At 71.0% G+C, this 20,371-nt stretch carries 18 protein-coding genes and 2 riboswitches; of the genes, 11 read left to right on the top strand and 7 right to left on the bottom strand.

Annotation, left to right across the window (positions count from 1 at the left end):
* The first annotated feature begins 69 nt into the window (after positions 1-69).
* The 4 genes from ACWC2T_RS26075 (at position 70) to ACWC2T_RS26060 (ending at position 3,351) form a co-directional block, all read left to right on the top strand.
* Positions 70-876 carry a polysaccharide deacetylase family protein gene (locus ACWC2T_RS26075; RefSeq protein ID WP_450672778.1) on the top strand — a complete coding sequence of 269 codons (807 nt, stop codon included), beginning with the start codon at positions 70-72 and terminating at the stop codon, positions 874-876.
* Positions 876-2,063, top strand: coding sequence for a YVTN family beta-propeller repeat protein (locus tag ACWC2T_RS26070; RefSeq protein ID WP_450672777.1), 1,188 nt, complete (start codon positions 876-878; stop codon positions 2,061-2,063). The genes ACWC2T_RS26075 and ACWC2T_RS26070 overlap by 1 nt, the downstream gene beginning before the upstream one ends.
* Before the next feature lie 212 nt (positions 2,064-2,275).
* Positions 2,276-2,488, top strand: coding sequence for an EF-hand domain-containing protein (locus ACWC2T_RS26065; protein ID WP_450672797.1), 213 nt, complete (start codon positions 2,276-2,278; stop codon positions 2,486-2,488).
* 200 nt (positions 2,489-2,688) lie between these two features.
* Positions 2,689-3,351, top strand: a complete 663-nt coding sequence (locus tag ACWC2T_RS26060) for an NADPH-dependent F420 reductase (protein WP_450672776.1) — start codon at positions 2,689-2,691, stop codon at positions 3,349-3,351.
* A 13-nt stretch (positions 3,352-3,364) separates the two neighbouring features.
* Here the strand turns inward: ACWC2T_RS26060 and ACWC2T_RS26055 are convergent, their stop codons facing one another.
* Together ACWC2T_RS26055 and ACWC2T_RS26050 are read right to left on the bottom strand one after the other, a co-directional pair.
* On the bottom strand, positions 3,365-3,919 hold the full coding sequence (locus tag ACWC2T_RS26055) for a glycoside hydrolase family 25 protein (RefSeq protein WP_450672775.1): 555 nt from the start codon (positions 3,917-3,919) through the stop codon (positions 3,365-3,367).
* Positions 3,920-4,014: 95 nt separating this feature from the next.
* Entirely contained in the window at positions 4,015-5,052 is a 1,038-nt protein-coding gene (locus ACWC2T_RS26050; protein WP_450672774.1) for a phosphatidylinositol-specific phospholipase C domain-containing protein, read from the bottom strand.
* 641 nt (positions 5,053-5,693) lie between these two features.
* Here ACWC2T_RS26050 and ACWC2T_RS26045 point away from each other — a divergent pair.
* From ACWC2T_RS26045 to ACWC2T_RS26035, 3 genes are all read left to right on the top strand, one after another.
* A complete protein-coding gene (locus tag ACWC2T_RS26045) occupies positions 5,694-6,161 on the top strand; it encodes a hypothetical protein (RefSeq protein WP_450672773.1) in 468 nt (155 codons plus the stop codon).
* A gap of 130 nt (positions 6,162-6,291) precedes the next feature.
* Positions 6,292-8,040, top strand: coding sequence for a S8 family serine peptidase (locus ACWC2T_RS26040; RefSeq protein ID WP_450672772.1), 1,749 nt, complete (start codon positions 6,292-6,294; stop codon positions 8,038-8,040).
* A gap of 351 nt (positions 8,041-8,391) precedes the next feature.
* Positions 8,392-10,857 carry an N-acetylmuramoyl-L-alanine amidase gene (locus ACWC2T_RS26035; RefSeq protein ID WP_450672771.1) on the top strand — a complete coding sequence of 822 codons (2,466 nt, stop codon included), beginning with the start codon at positions 8,392-8,394 and terminating at the stop codon, positions 10,855-10,857.
* A gap of 129 nt (positions 10,858-10,986) precedes the next feature.
* On the opposite strand, the gene ACWC2T_RS26030 is transcribed toward ACWC2T_RS26035, so the two are convergent.
* The 5 genes from ACWC2T_RS26030 to gcvT all read right to left on the bottom strand — a co-directional run bounded on the left by ACWC2T_RS26030 (position 10,987) and on the right by gcvT (position 16,150).
* Complete coding sequence (locus tag ACWC2T_RS26030; RefSeq protein WP_450672770.1) at positions 10,987-11,481, bottom strand: GNAT family N-acetyltransferase; 495 nt, start codon at positions 11,479-11,481, stop codon at positions 10,987-10,989.
* Positions 11,482-11,793: 312 nt separating this feature from the next.
* Positions 11,794-13,161, bottom strand: coding sequence for an L-serine ammonia-lyase (locus ACWC2T_RS26025; protein ID WP_450672769.1), 1,368 nt, complete (start codon positions 13,159-13,161; stop codon positions 11,794-11,796).
* Between the two features lie 92 nt (positions 13,162-13,253).
* Positions 13,254-14,522, bottom strand: a complete 1,269-nt coding sequence (gene glyA, locus ACWC2T_RS26020) for a serine hydroxymethyltransferase (RefSeq protein WP_450672768.1) — start codon at positions 14,520-14,522, stop codon at positions 13,254-13,256.
* A gap of 14 nt (positions 14,523-14,536) precedes the next feature.
* On the bottom strand, positions 14,537-14,914 hold the full coding sequence (gene gcvH, locus ACWC2T_RS26015; protein ID WP_450672767.1) for a glycine cleavage system protein GcvH: 378 nt from the start codon (positions 14,912-14,914) through the stop codon (positions 14,537-14,539).
* Between the two features lie 108 nt (positions 14,915-15,022).
* The gene (gene gcvT / locus ACWC2T_RS26010) at positions 15,023-16,150 is read right to left on the bottom strand and encodes a glycine cleavage system aminomethyltransferase GcvT (protein WP_450672766.1); all 1,128 of its coding nucleotides are present in this window, start codon (positions 16,148-16,150) and stop codon (positions 15,023-15,025) included.
* Positions 16,151-16,189: 39 nt separating this feature from the next.
* Positions 16,190-16,302, bottom strand: a riboswitch (glycine riboswitch).
* A riboswitch (glycine riboswitch) is annotated at positions 16,303-16,400 on the bottom strand. It lies immediately after the preceding riboswitch.
* A gap of 179 nt (positions 16,401-16,579) precedes the next feature.
* Between gcvT and ACWC2T_RS26005 the strand changes: the two genes are divergently transcribed.
* The 4 genes from ACWC2T_RS26005 to ACWC2T_RS25990 all read left to right on the top strand — a co-directional run bounded on the left by ACWC2T_RS26005 (position 16,580) and on the right by ACWC2T_RS25990 (position 20,348).
* Positions 16,580-17,248 (top strand): AAA family ATPase, encoded by a 669-nt coding sequence (locus ACWC2T_RS26005; RefSeq protein ID WP_450672765.1) that lies wholly within the window; start codon positions 16,580-16,582, stop codon positions 17,246-17,248.
* A 42-nt stretch (positions 17,249-17,290) separates the two neighbouring features.
* Positions 17,291-18,082, top strand: a complete 792-nt coding sequence (locus ACWC2T_RS26000) for an enhanced serine sensitivity protein SseB (RefSeq protein ID WP_450672764.1) — start codon at positions 17,291-17,293, stop codon at positions 18,080-18,082.
* A 164-nt stretch (positions 18,083-18,246) separates the two neighbouring features.
* Complete coding sequence (locus ACWC2T_RS25995) at positions 18,247-19,071, top strand: enhanced serine sensitivity protein SseB C-terminal domain-containing protein (protein WP_450672763.1); 825 nt, start codon at positions 18,247-18,249, stop codon at positions 19,069-19,071.
* Positions 19,072-19,340: 269 nt separating this feature from the next.
* Positions 19,341-20,348: an ABC transporter permease gene (locus tag ACWC2T_RS25990; RefSeq protein ID WP_450672762.1), complete on the top strand. Its 1,008-nt coding sequence runs from the start codon at positions 19,341-19,343 to the stop codon at positions 20,346-20,348.
* Positions 20,349-20,371 lie beyond the last annotated feature (23 nt).

Below are 20,371 nucleotides of genomic sequence, written 5' to 3'. Positions count from 1 at the left end.
TCCTTACGGCGACCCGAAATCGTCCTTCTTTCGGACCAATCGGAGGTTTTCTTACCTAACGCCCCTTAAATGGTGCGGGTGACCACGACCAACCGACGCGGGGTGCTGCGCGCGGGTGCCGGGCTCGTCGCCGGCGGCGCGCTCGCCGCCGGTTGCGGTGCGGGTCAGACCGCCCCGCCCGACGCATCCCCCTCCGCAGCGTCCCCGTCCACCGCCCCCTCCGGCCACTCCACCGCCGCCGCCAAGTCGGCCCCCGCCCCGCGCGCCTACCCCGGCCTGCCCGCCCAGATCACCCACGGCCCGCGCACCCGCCCCCAGGTCGCCCTCACCTTCCACGGCCAGGGCGACCCCGGCATCGCCCACTCCCTGCTGGGCACCGCCGAGCAACACGGCGCCCGGCTCACCGTGCTCGCCGTCGGCACCTGGCTGGACGAACACCCGGACATCGCCCGCCGGATCCTCGACGGCGGCCACGACCTCGGCAACCACACCCAGCACCACATCGCCGTCAACGCCCTGGCCGAGGCGGACGCCCGCAAGGAGATCACCGACTGCGCGGACCGGCTGAAGCGGCTCACCGGTTCCATCGGCACCTGGTTCCGCCCCTCCCGCTCGCCGACCGCCTCCCCGCTGGTCGCCCGGCTCGCCCGCGCCGCGGGCTACCCGCACGTGCTGTCGTACGACGTCGACTCGCTGGACTACACCCGCCCTGGCGCCGCCGCCGTCACCCGCAAGGTTCTCGCCGAAGCGCGGGGCGGGTCGGTGGTGAGCCTGCACTTCGGGTACCCGGACACGGTCGCCGCCCTGCCCGACCTCCTCCACGAACTCGGCCGCCGTGGACTGCGCGCGGTCACCACCACGGAGCTGCTGAGCTGATGCGAACCACGAAAGCCGCCCGGCTGCTGGCCGCCGGTGCCGCCCTCACCGCCCTGACGCTGCTGTCCGCGTGCAGTTCCGGATCCCAGCACCCCAAGAACGAGGCCCTCGGCAGCAAGGCGCCGGCGCAGCCCGGGGTGCGCCGGGAGCTGGTGAACGTGCTGCCCGGGATGCCGCCCGTCCAGAACCCCAAGGACCTCTACTCCGCCGACCGCCCGAACCAGCTCTCCCCGGTCGTCAGGGACTTCCCGTCCCGGGTCTACGTCCCCAACACCAACTCCGACACCGTCACCGTCATCGACCCCGAGACCTACAAGGTCATCGACACGTTCCCGGTCGGCCACCAGCCCCAGCACGTCGTGCCCTCCTGGGACCTGAAGACCCTCTGGGTCAACAACGACCTCGGCAACAGCCTCACCCCCATCGACCCGAAGACCGGAAAAGCCGGCAAACCGGTCCCCGTGCACGACCCCTACAACCTGTACTTCACCCCCGACGGCAAGTACGCCGTCGTCATGGCCTCCCGGGACCGCCGGCTGGTCTTCCGGGACGCGCACACCATGAAGGTCGTCAAGTCCGTGCCGGTCAGCTGCTACGGCGTCAACCACGCCGACTTCTCCCCGGACGGACGGTACTTCATCGTCTCCTGCGAGTTCAGCGGCGAGATCCTCAAGGTCGACACCGCGCAGATGAAGGTCATCCGGCAGGAGAGGCTGCCGTACGAGGGCGCGATGCCGCAGGACGTCAAGATCTCCCCGGACGGCAAGCTGTTCTACATCGCCGACATGGTGGCCAACGGCCTGTGGATCCTCGACGGCGACAAGTTCACCAAGCCCCGCTTCCTCTACACCGGCAAGGGCGCCCACGGCCTCTACATCAGCCGCGACTCCCGCGTGATGTACATCTCCAACCGGGGCGAGGGCAGCATCTCCCTCTTCGACTTCACCAAGAACAAGCTCACCGAGAAGTGGCACCTGCCCGGCGGCGGCAGCCCCGACATGGGCGGCGTCTCCGCGGACGGCACAGTGCTGTGGCTGTCCGGCCGCTACAACTCCGAGGTGTACGCCATCGACACCCGGACCGGGAAGGAACTGGCCCGCATCAGGGTCGGCAGCGGCCCGCACGGCCTCGCCGTCTACCCGCAGCCGGGCCGCTACTCGCTCGGGCACACCGGCATCTTCCGCTGAACCGGAGCTGATCCGCACCCTGCGCGAACCGGGGCTCGGCCTGGACGACGTGCGCAGGGTGCCGGCGGGGGAGCGGAGATGAACCCGGGCTTGCGGGCCGCGATGCGCCGGAGCCGGGTGGCCGAGGCGCTGAGGGCCTGGCCGGGCCGTTAATCTGACCAGCGACAGTACGCCGGCACGGCATGAGAAACACGACCAAAAGGGGCGGATCGGTGGCGGACATCGAGGAAGCACGCAAGCAGTTCCAGCGGATCGACGCGGACGGTGACGGATTCATCACGGCCGCCGAGTTCAAGACCGCCCTGGCTCAGGAGGGTGACTGGAACGTCACGGAGACGGTCGCCGAGGCCATCATCAAGCAGCGGGACCTCAACGGCGACAAGGTCCTGTCGTTCGACGAGTTCTGGGCCTACCTGAACAAGTGACCGCTTCCTTCCCGGCAGGGAAGGAACGATCACGCGTGCGGAGTTCTCGTCTCCTGGGGAGACGGCTCCGCACGCGGTGCAGGTTCCGCCGTCACCCGATCGCCGTAACGCCGGAATAGCCGCGGACCCGCCGGGGTTGATGCCGAACGACGGAAGATGCACATGCATGCATCACTGGGTCACTATCCGGAAGGCCTGTCATGAAGATCGGCATCATCGGCGCGGGCAACATCGGCGGCAACCTCACCCGGCGGCTCACCGCCCTCGGCCACGACGTCTCCGTGGCCAACTCCCGCGGCCCGGAGACGCTCCGGGAACTGGCCGAGGAGACCGGCGCGAGGGCGGTGCGGGCCGAGGAGGCCGCCAAGGGCGCCGAGGTGGTGGTCGTCACCGTGCCCCTCAAGGCGGTCCCGGACCTGCCCTCCGGCCTGCTGGACGGCGCCGCCGAGGGCGTGGCCGTGATCGACACCGGCAACTACTACCCGCGCGAGCGCGACGGCCGGATCGCGGCCATCGAGGACGAGGGCCTGACCGAGAGCCGCTGGACCGAGCAGCACCTGGGTCACCCGGTGATCAAGGCCTTCAACGGCACCTACGCCCAGGACATCCTGGACCGCCCCCGCCCGGCGGGCGATGCCGAGCGCATCGCCCTCCCGGTCGCCGGCGACGACGAAGCGGCCAAGGCGAAGGTCCGCGCCCTGATCGACGAACTCGGCTTCGACACGGTCGACGCGGGCGGCCTCGACGACTCCTGGCGCCAGCAGCCCGCCACCCCCGTCTACGGCCTCCGCGCAGACGCCGAAGGAGTGAAGAAGGCCCTCACGGCAGCCTCCCCGGAACGCCCGGCGGAGTTCCGGGGCTGATGCCTCCCCGGTCCTAGGGTGTGGCCCACTCCTTCAGTGCCGCCCTGCTCGCGAAGTTGGCCACGTCCATGTCGTGGGGCTCGCTGGCGTACTGGTGGAAGAGCCACTTCGCCTTGATGCGGGGCTTGCCCGCGGTGACGTAGTCGGCGATCCAGAGGCCGTCGCCCGCGTAGGAGGTCGTGTCGATGGTCAGCCAGAAGTCCCTGTTCGTGTAGAGCACGACCCGGTGGTGCGGCCGTAGCTGCTTCAGCTTCCGGAGGAAGGCGTCCTTCTCCGCGTTGCTCGCGTGGGTGCCGTCGCCGGTGGTCTCCCAGTCGACGGCGAGGATGTCGCCCGCCACCGACGGGGCCTTCGTCACGAAGTACTCCGCCTGGGCGGTGAGGTTGCCGGGCCACAGGAAGTGGTAGAAGCCCACGACCAGACCGGCGTCACGGGCCGTCTTCGCCTGGGCGCCGGCGCGGGGGTTGACGTACGAATGGCCCTCCGTCGCCTTGATGAAGGCGAAGGAGAGGCCGTTCGTGTCGTACGAGGACGACTGGTACGCGCTGATGTCGATGCCGCGGAGCATGTGGGGGACTCCTCGAAGTGCCGGTGGGGGAAAGGAGTTGCTGGTTGAGTGATGCCCCACGATGGCACGCCCGATCCGTCCCGCACGGATGAACGTCAGCCGCGGCCGGTCACCGAGCCGAGCACCGCGGCCGACTTCGCCGACCAGTCGGAGGTGATGATGCTCGCGTGGTCCTTGGCCAGCAGCGCCAGCCGGGCGGCGACCTCGGCGTCCGTGGGGTCGGTGGAGGAGATGGCGGGGGAGACACCGGCCGCGTCGGTCATGATCGAGATGTAGTGGTTCGTGGCGTAGAACGACGTGTCGTAGCCGTTGTTGACGTACGTCGCCGCGTCACCGTCGAAGAACACGAACCAGGGGCGGATCGAGGTGTCGGAGGTCCAGCGCGTCGCGCGCGGGTCGCCGTTCGCCGCGCCCAGCACCGCCGGGAAGGCCTCGGCCTGTGCGATGTTCCCCGCCGCGTACAGGTCGCGCAGGTGGTCGCCGTACTCCTGGTCCGTCCAGTAGTGGTCGAAGGGGTTGTTCATCTCCACGGTGCCGGGGATCACCTCGAAGAGGAACTTGCCCCTGAGGGAGTCCCGGGACGGCCAGGCATTGGCCCTGGCGGCCGCGTCCAGCGTGCTGTAGGTGCCGCCCAGCAGGTCGGACGGCTTGTAGACGCTGTTGCCGAGCTTCTGGTCGATCAGCGTGTCGAACTCGTCGGGGCCGAGCCCGACGTTGTTGTTGAACCCGACCTTCATCTCTATCTTGAAGACGATCGGCGGGTGGTCGGGGTGGAGCTGGTTCCAGGCCGCGATGTTGTCCAGGCAGCTGCCGAAGTCCTGGTTGCGGTTCTTGCTGTACAGCTCGCTCGGGGTCTTCGCGGCCTCGCAGTTGTTGTCGTCGCCGAACGGGTTGCTGTGGCTCACCCGCCAGCGCCTGCTCACGCTGTCCGCGTAGATGTCGATCTCCAGCAGCGAGGCACCCGAGTCCAACGCCTGGGCGAAATAGGTGTACTTGGACTTGTCGTACGCGTTGTGCGTCCCGATCGCCGTCGTCTCGGAGAACTTCGGCGCCGCCGCGTGGGCGTTGCCCGGCCCCATCATCAGCAGAGCCGCCGCCCCCGCGAGCGCCGCCAGCCGTCTCACTGTGCCCATCCCTCAACTCCCCTTCGCTGTCACCGAGTTGGCGGCAGCGTAGGAGCAAGCGGTTACTGTGCGGTAGCCCCCGGAGAAGCACCAGCCGCTTTCCGGCCGTCGTGTGATCCGTCATCGGTGGCCCGGCGTCGAGGTCGTCACGCTGTTCGGGGGCACCCGCTTCGGGGCCCGATGATGTGGTCCGCGCCCCCGACGAACGGGCTGGGGCGCCGGACAATGCCGCGCGCCGATCGCGGGCCGGACCGGCGTGACCGCACGGACATGGACGGCTGCGGGCGCCGGCCTGGACACCTTTGCCCACCGTGACCCGAGGACCGCCCCCCGCCTGCGGCGGCCCCCCGGGCCTGGAAGCGCCGCCACCCGGCCGAACGGGGCTTCGGCGTGCCCGCCGGGCTGCACCTGGTGCCGGTGACTGCGAGACGGCCGGCGATCACCGGTCGGAGCAGTTGTCCGCGGCCGGATCCGACCTTGTCCGACCGGTGTCGTCGCCTCCTCCGGCGTCATACCGGTCGGCGGATCCGAGTGGCTCCTCCGATTGCGGTCAGGGACTCGTCAATTTAGCTTCGACACGTCGGTTTTATTCCGATAACGCCAACATCATTCCTTATGTCGGCGTTCCCATGGCATCGAACGGAGCATCCATGTCGGTGATGACCGGTATCCAGCCCCAGCAGCAGCTCGGCCAGCAGATGGGCGCCCAGCAGGGCCAGCTCGCGCAGGTCGTGCAGCAGGCGATCCAGCAGGCGTGTCAGCAGGCGAGCCAGCAGATCGCGCAGCGCATGCAGCAGACGCTGCAGCAGATCCAGCAGGTCCAGCAGCAGCTGCAGCAGCAGGGCATGGCCCACCAGGCGCACCCCTACCTCGCTCTCGCACTGCACCACACGCTCCAGCAGGGCGTGCGCAGCGCGGTGGAGCAGTCCGTGCAGCAGGCGCTGCCGACGGCGATCGTGACCCTGCTCCAGCAGAGCCAGCAGGGTCAGCAGGGCATCCAGGGCCAGCAGCCGTGGGGCGGCGGGTACGGCCAGCAGTCGTTCGGCCAGCAGTTCCCGCAGTACCAGCAGCCCGGCTTCGGCTTCGGCCCGATGGGTCAGCCCTTCGGCATCGGCTGACACGAGGCGGCGCGCGGTGCGGTGTGCCCAGGACTGGTTCCCGGGCACACCGCACCACCGTGGAAGCGCGAGCTGCCCGGCACCGGATCAGGAGCAAGAGGACGACACAGCCGTGGTGAAGGTGGACGTAATGGTCAAGGAAAGGCCCGGGAACAAGCCCCGAAACAACCGCGAGAGCGGCTCGGAGGGCTCGGGGGCCGGTGGGCCGGGACCCGAGGGCAAGGAAGCACAGCCGCGCAGGGCGGGCGGGCCGTCGCCGATCACGGTGCAGTCGCGCCGGGCCCGGTACATGGTCACGCCGCTGCCCCAGCATCTCCTGCCGTCGGGGGTTGCCGAACTGGGCATGGACGCGGTGTGCGAGCAACTGGAGCGCATGCCCGAGGTCACGGTGATCCGCCGGCTCCGGCCGTCGGAGAAGCTGAAGGACGCCGGGCTGTACCCCTCGTGCCCGGAGGTCATGGTCGTCGAGGCGGCCGAGGCCCAGGTGCCGGCGATGCGGTCGCTGCACGTGCACATCGAACCGGATCTGCCGCTGACCGGGACCGGACCCGCGTCCGCGCCCATGGCAGGGATGCTGCCGCTGCGTGACCCGGGGCTGGTCACGCCCCTGGAGGAACCCGTCGAGATCACGCTGCGCGTCTGCGGCCCGGACGGCGAACCGCTGGCCGGTGCGGGGGTGTTCCTGATCGGGGCGACCTGGCCCGCCCAGGGCATCACAGGCCCCGACGGGACAGCCGTCATCACGCTGGCGACGGAGACGGAGCAGTCCGTCCAGTCCCTGTACGTGCGGCCCGTGGGCGGTTACGCGGACCGCTGGATCCACCGCCCCGACCTGTCGGCGACCCAGGAGAACCTCGTCACCCTCACCTCGCTCGCCAAGGTGTACCCGGAACTGGACCAGCGCCAGAGTTACGGCTGGGGCCAGCAGGCGATGCGCGTGGACCGGCTGCCCCCCACCTTCCGCGCCTTCGGCGTCAGGATCGCGGCCATCGGATCGGGCGTCAGCGCCGAACACCCCGATCTGCGGCAACGAGTGCGCTCGGGAGTCGACGTCGTCCGCGGCACGGAGGAGGGCTGGGCCCACGACACGCTGGGCAGCGGCACCCACGCGGCGGGCGTCATCGCCGGGGCGGACACCGGCAAGGGCATCGTCGGCATCGCCGTCGACGCCGAGATCGAGGTCTGTCAGGTCATGCCCGACGGCCACTTCAGCGACCTCATCGCCGCCCTGGACCACTGCATCGAGCGCGAGGTCGACATCGCCCACATCGCCGTGGCGACCCCGTACCCCTCGGCGCTGGTCTCGCGCAAACTCGCCGACGCCGGTGCCGCGGGCATCGCCTGTGTGGCCCCGGCGGGCGACACAGGCGGGCCGGTCGCCTTCCCGGCCTCGCTGCCCACCGTGTTCGCCGTCGGCGCCCTCGGTGTCTTCGGCTCGTTCCCGCAGGACACCTCCCAAGCCACCCACATGGGGCCTCAGTTGAGTCCGGAAGGGCTGTTCGCCGCACCGTTCAGCTGCCACGGGCCCGGGGTCGACGCGGCCGCCCCCGGTGTGGCGGTCCTGTCCTGCGCGCCGGAGGGCGGATACACGGTGATCGACGGCACCGTCACGGCCTCGGCCCACATCGCCGGCCTGGCCGCACTCGTCCTCGCGCACCACGAGGACTTCCACGGCCAGCTGCTGCCGCGCGGACCCGGCAGAGTCCAGCACCTGTTCGAGATCATCGCCACCAGCTGCCGTCCCCTGGCCGCCCCGGGCACACTGGAGGCGGCCCGGGTCGGCCGCGGCCTGCCCGACGCCCTCGTCGCCCTCGGGCTGGCCCCTGGAATGCAGCTCGCCCCGGCCCTGTCGCCGTACGCCGCCTCCATGGCCCAGTAGATCCCTTCCTCCGACACGAGCACACGGACTCCGACAGAGCACACGGATCGGCACCCACCCTCGAGGGCGGGTGCCGATCCGTGTGCTCGTGCCGCCGCCTGCCCCTGATCTGGGAGCGAGCCTCCCTGATCTGGGAGGAGAGAGAACCGCCGGGAAACGAAAGTGACGCGTGGTGCGCTGAATCTCTCGGGGACCGCGTGACGGTTCGGCGGCCGTGGGCCGGCCGGGCCCGGTCATGCGGTTCCCGTACCGACGTGTGGCACGCGATGCCACGTTTCCTCAGGGTGGGGCATGAGAACTGCATACAGGGGCCGGCGGGCGCGCTCGTCCGGAGTGGCACGCTCGTCCGGAGTGAAGAAGCGCGCCTGGGTGGCGTTGGGAGCGGTCGTCGCCGGCGGTGGCCTGGCGGTGGCAGCCGTCGCGGCGGCCGGACAGGGCGGCGGTTCCGGCGCGTCGGCGGCGGGACCGGTCAAGACGCATGTGCACTCGCTGCCCCTGACGGGATCGAGCGCGTCGCTCAAGACGCTGGGGGCCCGGTCCACGGCCCCGTTCAGCATGGTCGGCGTCACCTGGAACGGCGCCCATGCCCCGCTGCACGGCACGGTGGAGGTGCGCACCCGCTCGGCCGCGGACGGTCACTGGACGGCCTGGCTGAAGATGCAGCAGCCCGACGACATCCCCGACCCGGCCGAGCTGAACCGTCCCGGGGTGCGGGGCGGGATGGCACCGATGTGGGCGGGGCCGTCGAACGGCATCCAGGTCCGCGCGGCGGGCGCGCACCGCACGGCCGCGCTGCCCACCGGGCTGCGGGTGGACCTGATCGACCCGGGCAAGGCCGGCCCGGTCACCGGCGGCACGACGGCCTCCGGCATGGCCCCGGCCGGCTACGCCATGGACGCGAGCGCCACCGACACCACCACGGCCACCGACACACCCACGCCGACGGACCCGGCCACCGCGACCGACACCGCAACGGCCACCGGCACCGCCACCCCGACCGACACGGCGCCGGCGACGGACCCGGCCACCCCCACGGCCACGGACTCCACCCCCACCGCGCCGGCCACCGGCACCTCGCCCTCCGCCTCCGTGTCCGCCTCGGACTCCACCTCGGGCTCCGCCTCGCCGAGCGCCTCGCCGACGTCCTGGCCGAGTCAGCTGCCGACCATGGACCAGGCGTACCCCGCCTGCCCGGCCTCCTCGGCGAGCCCCTCCGCGTCGGCGTCGCCGGTCCCGCCGGACCCGATGCCGGCCGCGACCACCTCGACGGTGGCGCCGCCGACCGTGGTCACCCGGGCCGGCTGGGGCGCGGACGAGTGTGCCCGGGAGTCCGGTTACCCGTCGTACGGCTCGGCGGTGAAGGTGATGTTCGTCCACCACACGGACACCACGAACAACTACTCCTGCTCCGACTCCCCGGCGATCGTGCGGGGCATCTACGCCGAGCACCTCAACCAGGGCTGGCGCGACCTCGGTTACAACTTCCTGGTCGACAAGTGCGGCACCGTCTTCGAGGGCCGCTTCGGCGGAATGGCGCTGCCGGTCGTCGGCGCCCAGACGTACGGCTTCAACACCAACAGCATGGGCGTGGCCGCCATCGGCACGTACACCGACCTCAGCGGCGGCGACTCCACCGCCAGCACCTTCCCCGGCGCCACGCCGAGCCAGGCCATGCTCGCCTCCATCGCCCGCATCGCGGCCTGGAAGTTCGGCATGACCGGGGTGAACCCCGGCACCGGCACCGACTCCCTGCCCGAGGGCGCCTCCGACAGCTACGGCTTCAAGCTGGGCAACAGCTACAGCTTCAGCGTGATCTCCGGGCACCGCAACGGCTTCGCCACCGACTGCCCCGGCAACCAGCTCTACAACGCCCTGAGCACGATCCGTTCCTACGCGGCCGGCCCGGTCGGCGCCGTCACCGTCACCGGAATGTCCGGCGGAGCCACCAAGTCCGGCACGAACTACTACACCAAGGGCGCGGCCACGGTGAGCTGGACGACCGCCACACCGTCCGCCGTGATCTCCGGCTTCGACGTGCTGGTCGACGGCAAGGCCGTGGCGCACGCCTCCGGCACCGCCCGTTCCGCCGCGATCTCGGTCACGGCCGGCAGCCACACGGTCCAGGTCCGCGCCACCCACGTCCGCGGCTCGACCACCCTGTCCGGCCCGGCCACCCTGGTCGGCGACACCACCGCGCCCACCTTCCCGTCCGCCCCGGCCGTGAAGACAGGCACCGGCACGGTGAGCTCCACCGCGGTCCCGGTCACCGTGACCTGGACGGCAGCCGACAACGCGGCGCTCGCCAACGTCATGGCGACCGCGCCGTCCTCGGCCACCTTCGGCCCGACCACGACCTCCTGGAACACCACCGCCAAGCCCGGCGCCTCGGACCTGTTCGCGCTGAAGGCGTACGACGTGGCCGGCAACAGCTTCGGTGCCTCCGTGTACCGGACGCCGTCGATCATCCAGGAGACCTCCACCACCCGCACCGGGACCTGGACCCACAAGAGCGGCACCAGCTACCTCGGCGGCTACTCCTACAGTTCCTCCTCCGCCGGGGCATCGATCAGCTGGACCTTCACCGGCCGCTCGGTGGCCTGGATCGTCTCCCGGGCCGCCACCTCCGGCCAGGCGTACATCTACGTCGACGGGACCAAGGTCAGCACGGTGGACCTCAAGTCCTCCACCACCCTCTACCGCCAGGCCGTCTGGACGAAGACCTGGTCAAGCTCCGCCAAGCACACCCTGAAGATCGTCGTCGTCGGCACCTCAGGGCGCCCCACCATCACCACCGACGGAATCGCCACCATCGGCTGACCAGCCAGCCGCCCCGCCGTTCCCGCCCGGGGTCGCAGCACCGGGCGGGAGCGGCGACACGACCGCGACACCGAGCCCGCCTCATCCGTAGTGCCGCATGCCGTCCCGGCCCACGAGCAAGACCGAGGTCTATGGCTGGAGGTCGCGCTGGTACCAGGTACCTGACTTGCCGCCGAGATCGGCCGGGGTGGCAGGGCCGACCGGGACGAACCCGGCCTTGGTCAGGACTTTCCGGGACGCGGCGTTGTCGTGGGAGGTGGCCGCCCGCAGGGTGCGCAGGCCGTGCGTCGCTGTCGCCGTCCGGCACAGCTCCCGGACGGTCGCGGTCGCCACGCCGCGACCGGCGACCCGCTCCGCGACCCGGTAGCCGAGTCTGGCAGTGCCGTCCTCCAAGTCGTACAGGTTGAACCTGCCGAGTACCGAGCCGTCCTCGGCGACGAGCACGTAGAAGGCGCAGACGCCGGCCTCCTGCTCGGCCAGCGAGGCGTTGTACCGGTCGGTGAACTGGTCGAAGAAGTCGTCGCCGCGGTCGGAGACCGAGGCCGCGAAGTAGGCGCGGTTCGCCAACTCGAAGGTCAGGACCGCCGGGGCGTGGCAGAGGTGCAGCCGCGTCAGCTCGGGCATGGCCCGACTCTACCCAGATCGTGCGCTGAGGCCACGTGGGTTTCCGCCAGTGGCAGACAGCTCCAATCAATCCCCCGAAGCACCGTGCCCCACGACTCACGCATCCGGCCCCGTCGGCCGGCCGTATCGCGCTCGGCTGTCGGTGGCATGAGCCGGAGGAGCGTTGCAGGGGCGCGGTGGCGGCACCGGCAGCATCGGGGAGCGCGGGGCAGCAGAGCACGGCAGCCACGGCACCCGGCTTCCCCGCATCCGCGGAGGTCGACACCCGCAACCCGGTTCATGACGGTCGACGGCGCCACCCGCCGGCAGGCCCTAACACTCGATGATGTTCACCGCGAGCCCGCCCCGCGCCGTCTCCTTGTACTTCACGGACATGTCGGCGCCGGTGTCCTTCATGGTCTTGATGACCTTGTCCAGGGACACCTTGTGGGAGCCGTCGCCGCGCATGGCCATCTTGGCCGCGGTGACCGCCTTGACCGCGGCCATGCCGTTGCGCTCGATGCACGGGATCTGGACCAGGCCGCCGACCGGGTCGCAGGTCAGGCCGAGGTTGTGCTCCATGCCGATCTCGGCCGCGTTCTCCACCTGCTCGGGGGAGCCGCCGAGGACCTCGGCCAGCGCGCCCGCGGCCATGGAGCAGGCGGAGCCGACCTCGCCCTGGCAGCCGACCTCGGCGCCGGAGATGGAGGCGTTCTCCTTGAAGAGCATGCCGATCGCGCCGGCGGCCAGCAGGAAGCGGACCACGCCGTCCTCGTCGGCGCCCGGCACGAAGTTGATGTAGTAGTGCAGGACGGCCGGGATGATGCCCGCCGCGCCGTTCGTGGGGGCGGTCACCACGCGACCGCCGGCCGCGTTCTCCTCGTTCACCGCCATCGCGTAGAGCGTGATCCACTCCATCGCGTGCGCCAGCGGGTCGCCCTCGGCGCGCAGCTGGCGGGCGGAGACGGCCGCGCGGCGGCGCACCTTCAGGCCGCCGGGCAGGATGCCCTCGCGGGACATGCCGCGCCGGACGCACTCGCGCATCACCTGCCAGATCTCCAGCAGGCCCGCGCGGATCTCCTCCTCCGTGCGCCAGGCCCGCTCGTTCTCCAGCATCAGCGAGGAGATCGACAGGCCGGTTTCGCTGGTGAGGCGGAGCAGCTCGTCGCCCGTGCGGAAGGGGTACTTCAGGACCGTGTCGTCCAGCTTGATCCGGTCCGCGCCGACCGCCTCCTCGTCCACGACGAAGCCGCCGCCGACCGAGTAGTAGGTCTTGGAGAGCAGTTCCGCACCCGTCGCGTCGTACGCCCATATCGTCATGCCGTTGGCGTGGTACGGCAGCGTCTTGCGGCGGTGCAGGACCAGGTCGTCGTCGAAGGAGAACGGGATCTCGTGCTCGCCGAGGAGCGAGATGCGCTTCGCCGTCCTGATCCGCTCCACCCGCTCGTCCGCCGTCTCCACGTCCACCGTGCGCGGCGAGGCGCCCTCCAGGCCGAGCAGGACCGCCTTGGGGGTGCCGTGGCCGTGCCCGGTCGCGCCGAGCGAGCCGTAGAGCTCGCAGCGCACCGAGGCGACGGAGGCCAGCAGGCCCTCGTTGCGCAGGCGGCGGGCGAACATCCGTGCCGCGCGCATCGGGCCGACCGTGTGGGAGCTGGACGGGCCGATGCCGATCGAGAACAGGTCGAAGACCGAGATGGCCACGGTCACTCCTCAAGACAGCAGGAACGCAGAAAGGACTGGGGGTGGTGGGGCACTCCGGCCGAGTGCCCCACCGGGGACTTGCTTGTCCGGGCCTACTTGTTCAGACCCGGGTACAGCGGGTGCTTGTCGGCGAGCGCCTTCACGCGCGCCTTGAGCGCCTCCGCGTCGTACGACGGCTTCAGCGCCTCCGCGATCACGTCCGCGACCTCGGCGAAGTCCTCGGCCGTGAAGCCGCGGGTGGCGAGGGCGGGCGTACCGATGCGCAGGCCCGAGGTGACCATCGGCGGGCGGGGGTCGTTCGGGACCGCGTTGCGGTTGACCGTGATACCGACCTCGTGGAGGCGGTCCTCGGCCTGCTGCCCGTCCAGCTCCGACTCGCGCAGGTCGACGAGGATCAGGTGCACGTCCGTGCCGCCGGACAGGACGTTCACGCCGGCCGCACGCGCGTCCGCCGCCGTCAGGCGCTCGGCGAGGATGCGCGCACCCTCCACGGTACGACGCTGGCGCTCCTTGAACTCCTCGCTCGCGGCGACCTTGAAGGAGACGGCCTTGGCCGCGATCACGTGCTCCAGGGGACCGCCCTGGAAGCCCGGGAAGACGGCGGAGTTCAGCTTCTTCGCGAAGTCCTTGCCGCGCGCGAGGATGATGCCGCCGCGCGGACCGCCCAGCGTCTTGTGCGTGGTGGAGGTGACCACATCGGCGTACGGCACCGGGTTGGCGTGCAGACCGGCCGCGACCAGGCCCGCGAAGTGCGCCATGTCGACCCACAGGTACGCCTCGACCTCGTCGGCGATCCGGCGGAAGGCGGCGAAGTCCAGCTCGCGCGGGTACGCCGACCAGCCCGCGATGATCACCTTCGGGCGGTGCTCCTTGGCCAGCCGCTCGACCTCGGCCATGTCGACCAGGCCGGTGGCGGCGTCCACGTGGTAGGCGACCACGTTGAACTGCTTGCCGGAGAAGTTCAGGCGCATGCCGTGGGTCAGGTGGCCGCCGTGCGCGAGGTCCAGGCCGAGGATGGTGTCCCCGGGCTGGGCGAGGGCGAACAGCGCCGCCTGGTTGGCGGAGGCGCCGGAGTGGGGCTGGACGTTGGCGTATTCGGCGCCGAACAGCTCCTTGATCCGGTCGATGGCGATCTGCTCGGCGACGTCGACGTGCTCGCAGCCGCCGTAGTAGCGGCGGCCCGGGTAGCCCTCGGCGTACTTGTTGGTGAGGACGGAGCCCTGCGCCTCCATCACCGCGAGCGGCGCGAAGTTCTCGGAGGCGATCATCTCGAGCGTGGACTGCTGCCGGTTCAGCTCGGCGTCGACCGCCGCGGCGATCTCCGGGTCCAGCTCGTGCAGGGAGGTGTTCAGGACGGTCATACGGCTACGACTCCTCAGCCGGCGTTCTGGGCGGTGTACTCGTCGGCGGAGAGCAGGTCGGCCGGCTCCTCCGCGACGCGCACCTTGAACAGCCAGCCGCCCTCGAAGGGCTCGGAGTTCACCAGCGACGGGTCGTTGACGACGTCCTCGTTGATCTCGGTGACCTCACCGGTGACCGGCGAGTACAGGTCGGAGACCGACTTGGTCGACTCCAGCTCGCCGCAGGTCTCGCCCGCGGTCACCGTGGAGCCGACCTCGGGGAGCTGGGCGTAGACGACATCGCCGAGCGCGTTGGCCGCGAACTCGGTGATACCGACCGTCGACACGCCGTCCTCGGCGGGCGACAGCCACTCGTGCTCCTTGCTGTAGCGCAGCTGCTGGGGGTTGCTCATGGCCTGAATTCTCCTGTACGCGCGGGAGTGCTGATGAAGGGGGACTGCTGAGACCGCTGGTGAGCGGCGGAAGCGTGCGCGGGGTCACACGGTGACCGCGCCCAGTGTCTACTTCTGGCGCTTGTAGAACGGCAGCGCCACGACCTCGTACGGCTCGTGGCTGCCTCGGATGTCCACGCCGACGCCCTCGGTGCCCGGCGCCGCGTGCGCCGCGTCGACGTACGCCATGGCGATCGGCTTGCCCAGGGTGGGGGAGGGGGCGCCGGAGGTGACCTCGCCGATCACCTCGCCGCCGGCGACGACGGCGTACCCGGCGCGCGGCACCCGTCGGCCCTCGGCGACCAGGCCGACGAGGACGCGCGGGGGGTTCTCCTGAGCCCTGGCGGCGGCCTGCTTCAGCGCCTCCCGCCCGACGAAGTCGCCCTCCTTCTCGAACTTCACCACCCGGCCGAGCCCGGCGTCGAAGGGGGTGAGGGAGGTGGTCAGCTCGTGCCCGTACAGCGGCATGCCCGCCTCCAGGCGCAGGGTGTCCCGGCAGGACAGGCCGCACGGGACCAGGCCGACGCCCTCGCCGGCCTTGGTCAGCGCCTGCCACAGCTCGACCGCGTGCTCCGGCTTCACGAACAGCTCGAAGCCGTCCTCGCCGGTGTACCCGGTGCGCGCGATCAGGGCCGGGACGCCGGCGACCGTGCCGGGCAGTCCGGCGTAGTACTTCAGGCCGTCCAGGTCGGCGTCGGTGAGGGACTTCAGGATGCCGGGGGACTCGGGGCCCTGGACGGCGATCAGCGCGTACGCGTCCCGGTCGTCGCGCACCTGGGCGTCGAAGCCGGCGGCGCGCTCGGTGAGGGCGTCCAGCACCACCTGGGCGTTGGAGGCGTTGGCGACCACCATGTACTCGGTCTCGGCGAGCCGGTAGACGATCAGGTCGTCCAGGATGCCGCCGTCGGCCTGGCAGATCATGGTGTAGCGGGCGCGGCCCACGCCGACGGAGGCGATGTTGCCGACCAGCGCGTAGTTCAGGAAGGCGGCGGCCCCGGCACCGGTGACGGTGATCTCGCCCATGTGGGAGAGGTCGAAGAGACCCGCTTTCGTCCGCACGGCGAGGTGCTCGTCGCGCTCGGAGCCGTAGCGCAGCGGCATGTCCCAGCCGGCGAAGTCGGTCATCGTCGCACCGAGCGAGCGATGCAGGGCATCGAGCGCGGTGTGGCGCAGCTCAGTGGGTTCGGTACTGCTCATCGGTCGGTCGTCTCCCAAGGAATGACAGGCGAGGAACGTTCCTCCCCATCTGTCATCGGAACCTGAGAGGTTCGCCGGGACCGCCACGGGGGCGATCACGGCTTGCACCTTGGGTGGAGCCACTGTCGCAGCGGCCCGCTTTTCAGATGTGCCTCGCCCGCGCGGTAACGGGGCCTGAGAGATTCAAGGGAGGGACTTGCTCCTTCGGCGTCCCAGCGAAGGCTGCTGGGAACTCTCCCGCGCGGATTCAAGCGGCCGGTATGCAGTTGGCGGCCACATCATTGCACGCCGCGCCCCCGCCCGTCAGGGGCCGCAGCTGTAACCGTGCTGTGGCAGGACGCGTACGAAACCGCCGGGCACCGCGCATTACCTTCCCTTTACATCCGGCGGGCATGAATATTGCCAAGCCCGAGGGGGAGGACGATCACGGTGAACAGGACCCCGGTGTACGCCACCGTCACCACCGCCATCGCGGTGCCGAGGCAGCGCCAGGCCGCGCCCCAGGTCGTCCGCGACCTGCGCGAGCGCGCCGGCCGCGGCCCCCGCGCCCTGGCCTTCGGCCCCCGCGACCTGGTCGTGATCACCGGCCTGCCCGGCAGCGGCAAGTCCACCCTGATGCACCGCGCGGTCACCGGCCCCCGCATCGACTCCCAGGACACCCGCGACCGCTTCGCGGCCCGCCTGCCGGGCTTCCTCCCCTACGCCCTCTACCGCCCCCTGGTCCGCCTCGCCCACTACGCCGGCCTGCGCCGCGCCCTGCGCACCGGCGAGGGCGTCGTGGTGCACGACTGCGGCACCCAGCCCTGGGTGCGCGCCTGGCTCGCCCGCGAGGCGCGTCGCCGCGGCGGCACCCTCCATCTGCTCCTGCTCGACGTCCCTCCCGAGGCCGCCCGAGCGGGCCAGCGCGAGCGCGGCCGGGGCGTGTCCGCCTACGCCTTCCGCCGCCACCGCCGTACGGCCGCCCGGCTGCTCGCCGCGGCCGAGCGCGGCGAGCTGCCCGCGGGCTGCGGCGCCGCCGTGCTGCTGGACCGGCCGGCGGCGGACGCCCTGCAGCGGATCACCTTCACGACGGGAGGCACTGTCACCGCCACCCGCTAGCCTTCATGCTCACAGCAGTGGTTCCCAGCAGGCGGTAGGCAGATGGACTTCCCGGCGGACATTCCCGCGGACTTCCCGGCACAGGCGCACCCCCAGCCCCACGGCGGCTGGCCCGGCAACGAGCTGGAGGAGGTGCTCTCGGCCTCCCTCGGCATACCCGCCGCGGCCGGCCGGATCATCGAGGTGCTGGGCCGGAGCCTGCTCTGGATCCCGCTGCCCAACGGCGGCGGCCCGGACAGCGGCCCGCTCGACCTGCCCACGCTGGAGATCGAGGGCCAGGTCTACGTGCCGGTGTTCAGCTCCGAGGAGCAGCTGCGCCAGGCGACGGGCTCCCACATGTCGTACACCATCGCCCCCGCCGTGGAGTTCGCCCGCGGCCTGCCCCCGCAGGTCGGCATCGCGGTGAACCCCGACGCGCTGGTCGGCATCCCGCTCCCGCCCGCGGCGGTGGCCGAGCTGTGCCGGGCCGGCCGCACCCCGCTGGACGGCCCGAACACCGGCGCCCGGGTCCGCCTCTTCGAGCCCGACTGGCAGGACGACCCGGTCGACTTCCTCTCCGCCGCCTCCGCGGAGTTCGCCGAGACCGGCGTGGTCCTCACCGCCCGGCGCTGCCTGGCCGCCATCGAGACGGACGACCCGGTCATGTTCGTGGGCGTGGAGCTCTCCCGGTGGGAGGGCGACCTGCGCACCCTGCCCCTCCAGGCCCTGGGCAGAGCCCTCGGCAGGGTCCAGGTCAAGTGGCCGGTCAACCTGGTCCTCATGGACGTCACGGACGACCCGGTGTCCGAATGGCTGAAGGCGAACGTCCGTCCCTTCTATCAGTACGGCCACTGAGGCGCCCCGAAGGGATGCGGGGCCGTGTCCGATACGCGGCTGAGCCGCGGGGGCGCGACCAGCCGCACACGCCCCGCACTCGGCGCGCGTACCCAAGGCGGCAACCCCGTGGGCGCTTAAGCTGTCCCCAAACACGGGGCACAGAAAAGAGAAGGGCACGACAGGTGAGCGCGAGCCACAGCGGCAGCGTCGGCGTGGAACACACGCTGCGCCAGGTCACCCCCGGCCGCTACGACGCCTACGAGGCCCTGCTCCGCGCCCTCGCCACCCCCTCCTCCGGCCAGATCTGGATGCTCCTGTGGCACGGCCAGGCCGGCTCCCCGGACGCCCAGTACGGGAACATGGAGGTCGACGGCTTCCAGTACGCCCCCTGCGTCACCTCCGCCCAGGAGCTCTCGGCCAGCGGCTGGAACCGGTCGTACGAGGTCGTCGACGGGCTCGACGTGGCCCGCACCCTCTATCCCGACCACTACGGCCTCTGGCTCAACCCGCACGCGCCCGGCGGCGGCGTCGGCATCCCCTGGCTGGACCTGCGCCGCATCGCCACGGGCCTGGACCGCCAGCCCGCGGGCCCCCTCCGGCTGACCGAGCCAGGGATCGAGATCCCGCAGTTCTACGCCCTCCTCGCGCAGAACGCCCACCGCACCCCGGCCCTGCGCTCCCTGCGCCGCGCCTGGGTGCAGCCCGCGCTCGGCGCGCCGTACCTCGCCATCGGCCTGGACGTGTACGACACCTCCCCGGCCGCGGTCGACTCGGTGCGCGCGATGATGCAGCAGTCCGTCGGCGCCGTACCCGAGGGCCTGCCGGTGTCGACGGTCGCGATGACCGACGACTACGACCCGGTCGTGATGTGGATGCGGGCCAACGCCCGCCCGTTCTACGACCGCGAGGCGCACGCGGGCGCGCCCCAGCCGCAACTCCAGGCCTCCCCCGGGGCCCAGGCCCCGGCCGCCGGCTACGGCCATCCACCGGTGCACGGCGGCTACTGACCTGGGCGGATCGCCCGTAAAGCACCCCGCCGCACCCGTATGTCCGGCCCGATCCCGTCCGTTCGCCGAAACTTCCTGTCCGCATAACAGGAAACGCCTGCTTGCATCACGGTTACGCATCCATTCCCTGTCAAGGCTGGCGGCTGATCGCCGGAGCGTTGAAGACTCCCCCTTCAAGGGGTTCGCCCCTGTGTACGACGGACTGTTTGATGCCGCTACCAGCGGCAAGTGCGGGCCGGCTACCGCCGGTTGAGAGGGGTCCCAGCCTAATGACGGCACCATTGCACGAGCCGACCGCGGAAGCGGCCCCGGGTGCGGCCGAGGAAGCGGCGGTCGCGGCCACCGACGCGAAGGCCGTTCAGGGCCGGTCCCTGGGACGGATCGCCTGGGAACGCCTCAAGCGGGACAAACTCGCCCTCACGGGCGGCATAGTCGTGCTTCTCCTCGTCGTGATCGCGCTGCTCGCGCCGGTGATCACGAGCCTCCTCGGCCAGGACCCGGACGTCTACCACCAGGACCTGATCGACCCGCTGTTCAGCACGCCCAAGGGCTCCATGGGCGGCATCAGCGGCGACCACCTGCTCGGTGTCGAGCCGGTCAACGGCCGCGACATCTTCGCCCGCATCCTCTACGGTGCCCAGATCTCGCTGCTCGTCGGCTTCCTGTCGGCCGTGGTCGCCGTCATCCTGGGCACCGTCCTCGGCATCCTGGCCGGCTTCTTCGGCGGCTGGGTGGACTCCCTCATCAGCCGGATCATGGACGGCCTGCTCGCCTTCCCGCAGCTGCTGTTCATCATCGCGCTGGTCTCCGTCATGCCCAACCAGATGCTGGGGCTCACCGGCACGGGCGTGCGCGTGTTCGTGATGATCCTGGTCATCGGCTTCTTCGGATGGCCCTACATCGGCCGTGTCGTGCGCGGTCAGACGCTCTCGCTTCGCGAACGCGAGTACGTCGAGGCGGCCCGCTCGCTCGGCGCCGGGCAGTTCTACATCCTCTTCAAGGAACTGCTGCCCAACCTCGTCGCTCCGATCATCGTGTACACGACGATGATGATTCCCACGAACATCCTCACCGAGGCGGCACTCAGCTTCCTGGGCGTGGGCGTCAAGCCGCCCACGGCCTCCTGGGGGCAGATGCTCTCGAACGCGATCGACTACTACGACTCGGACCCCATGTACATGGTGATCCCGGGCGTGGCGATCTTCATCACGGTTCTTGCCTTCAACCTCTTCGGCGACGGCGTGCGGGACGCGCTCGACCCGAAGGGTTCCCGCTGAGGCCGAAGTGCCGTACCCCAAGC

The organism is Streptomyces sp. NPDC001393 (genome assembly GCF_053597455.1).
The sequence above is the reverse complement of the archived record's forward strand: the minus strand, read 5'-3'. Positions and strand labels throughout refer to the sequence as shown.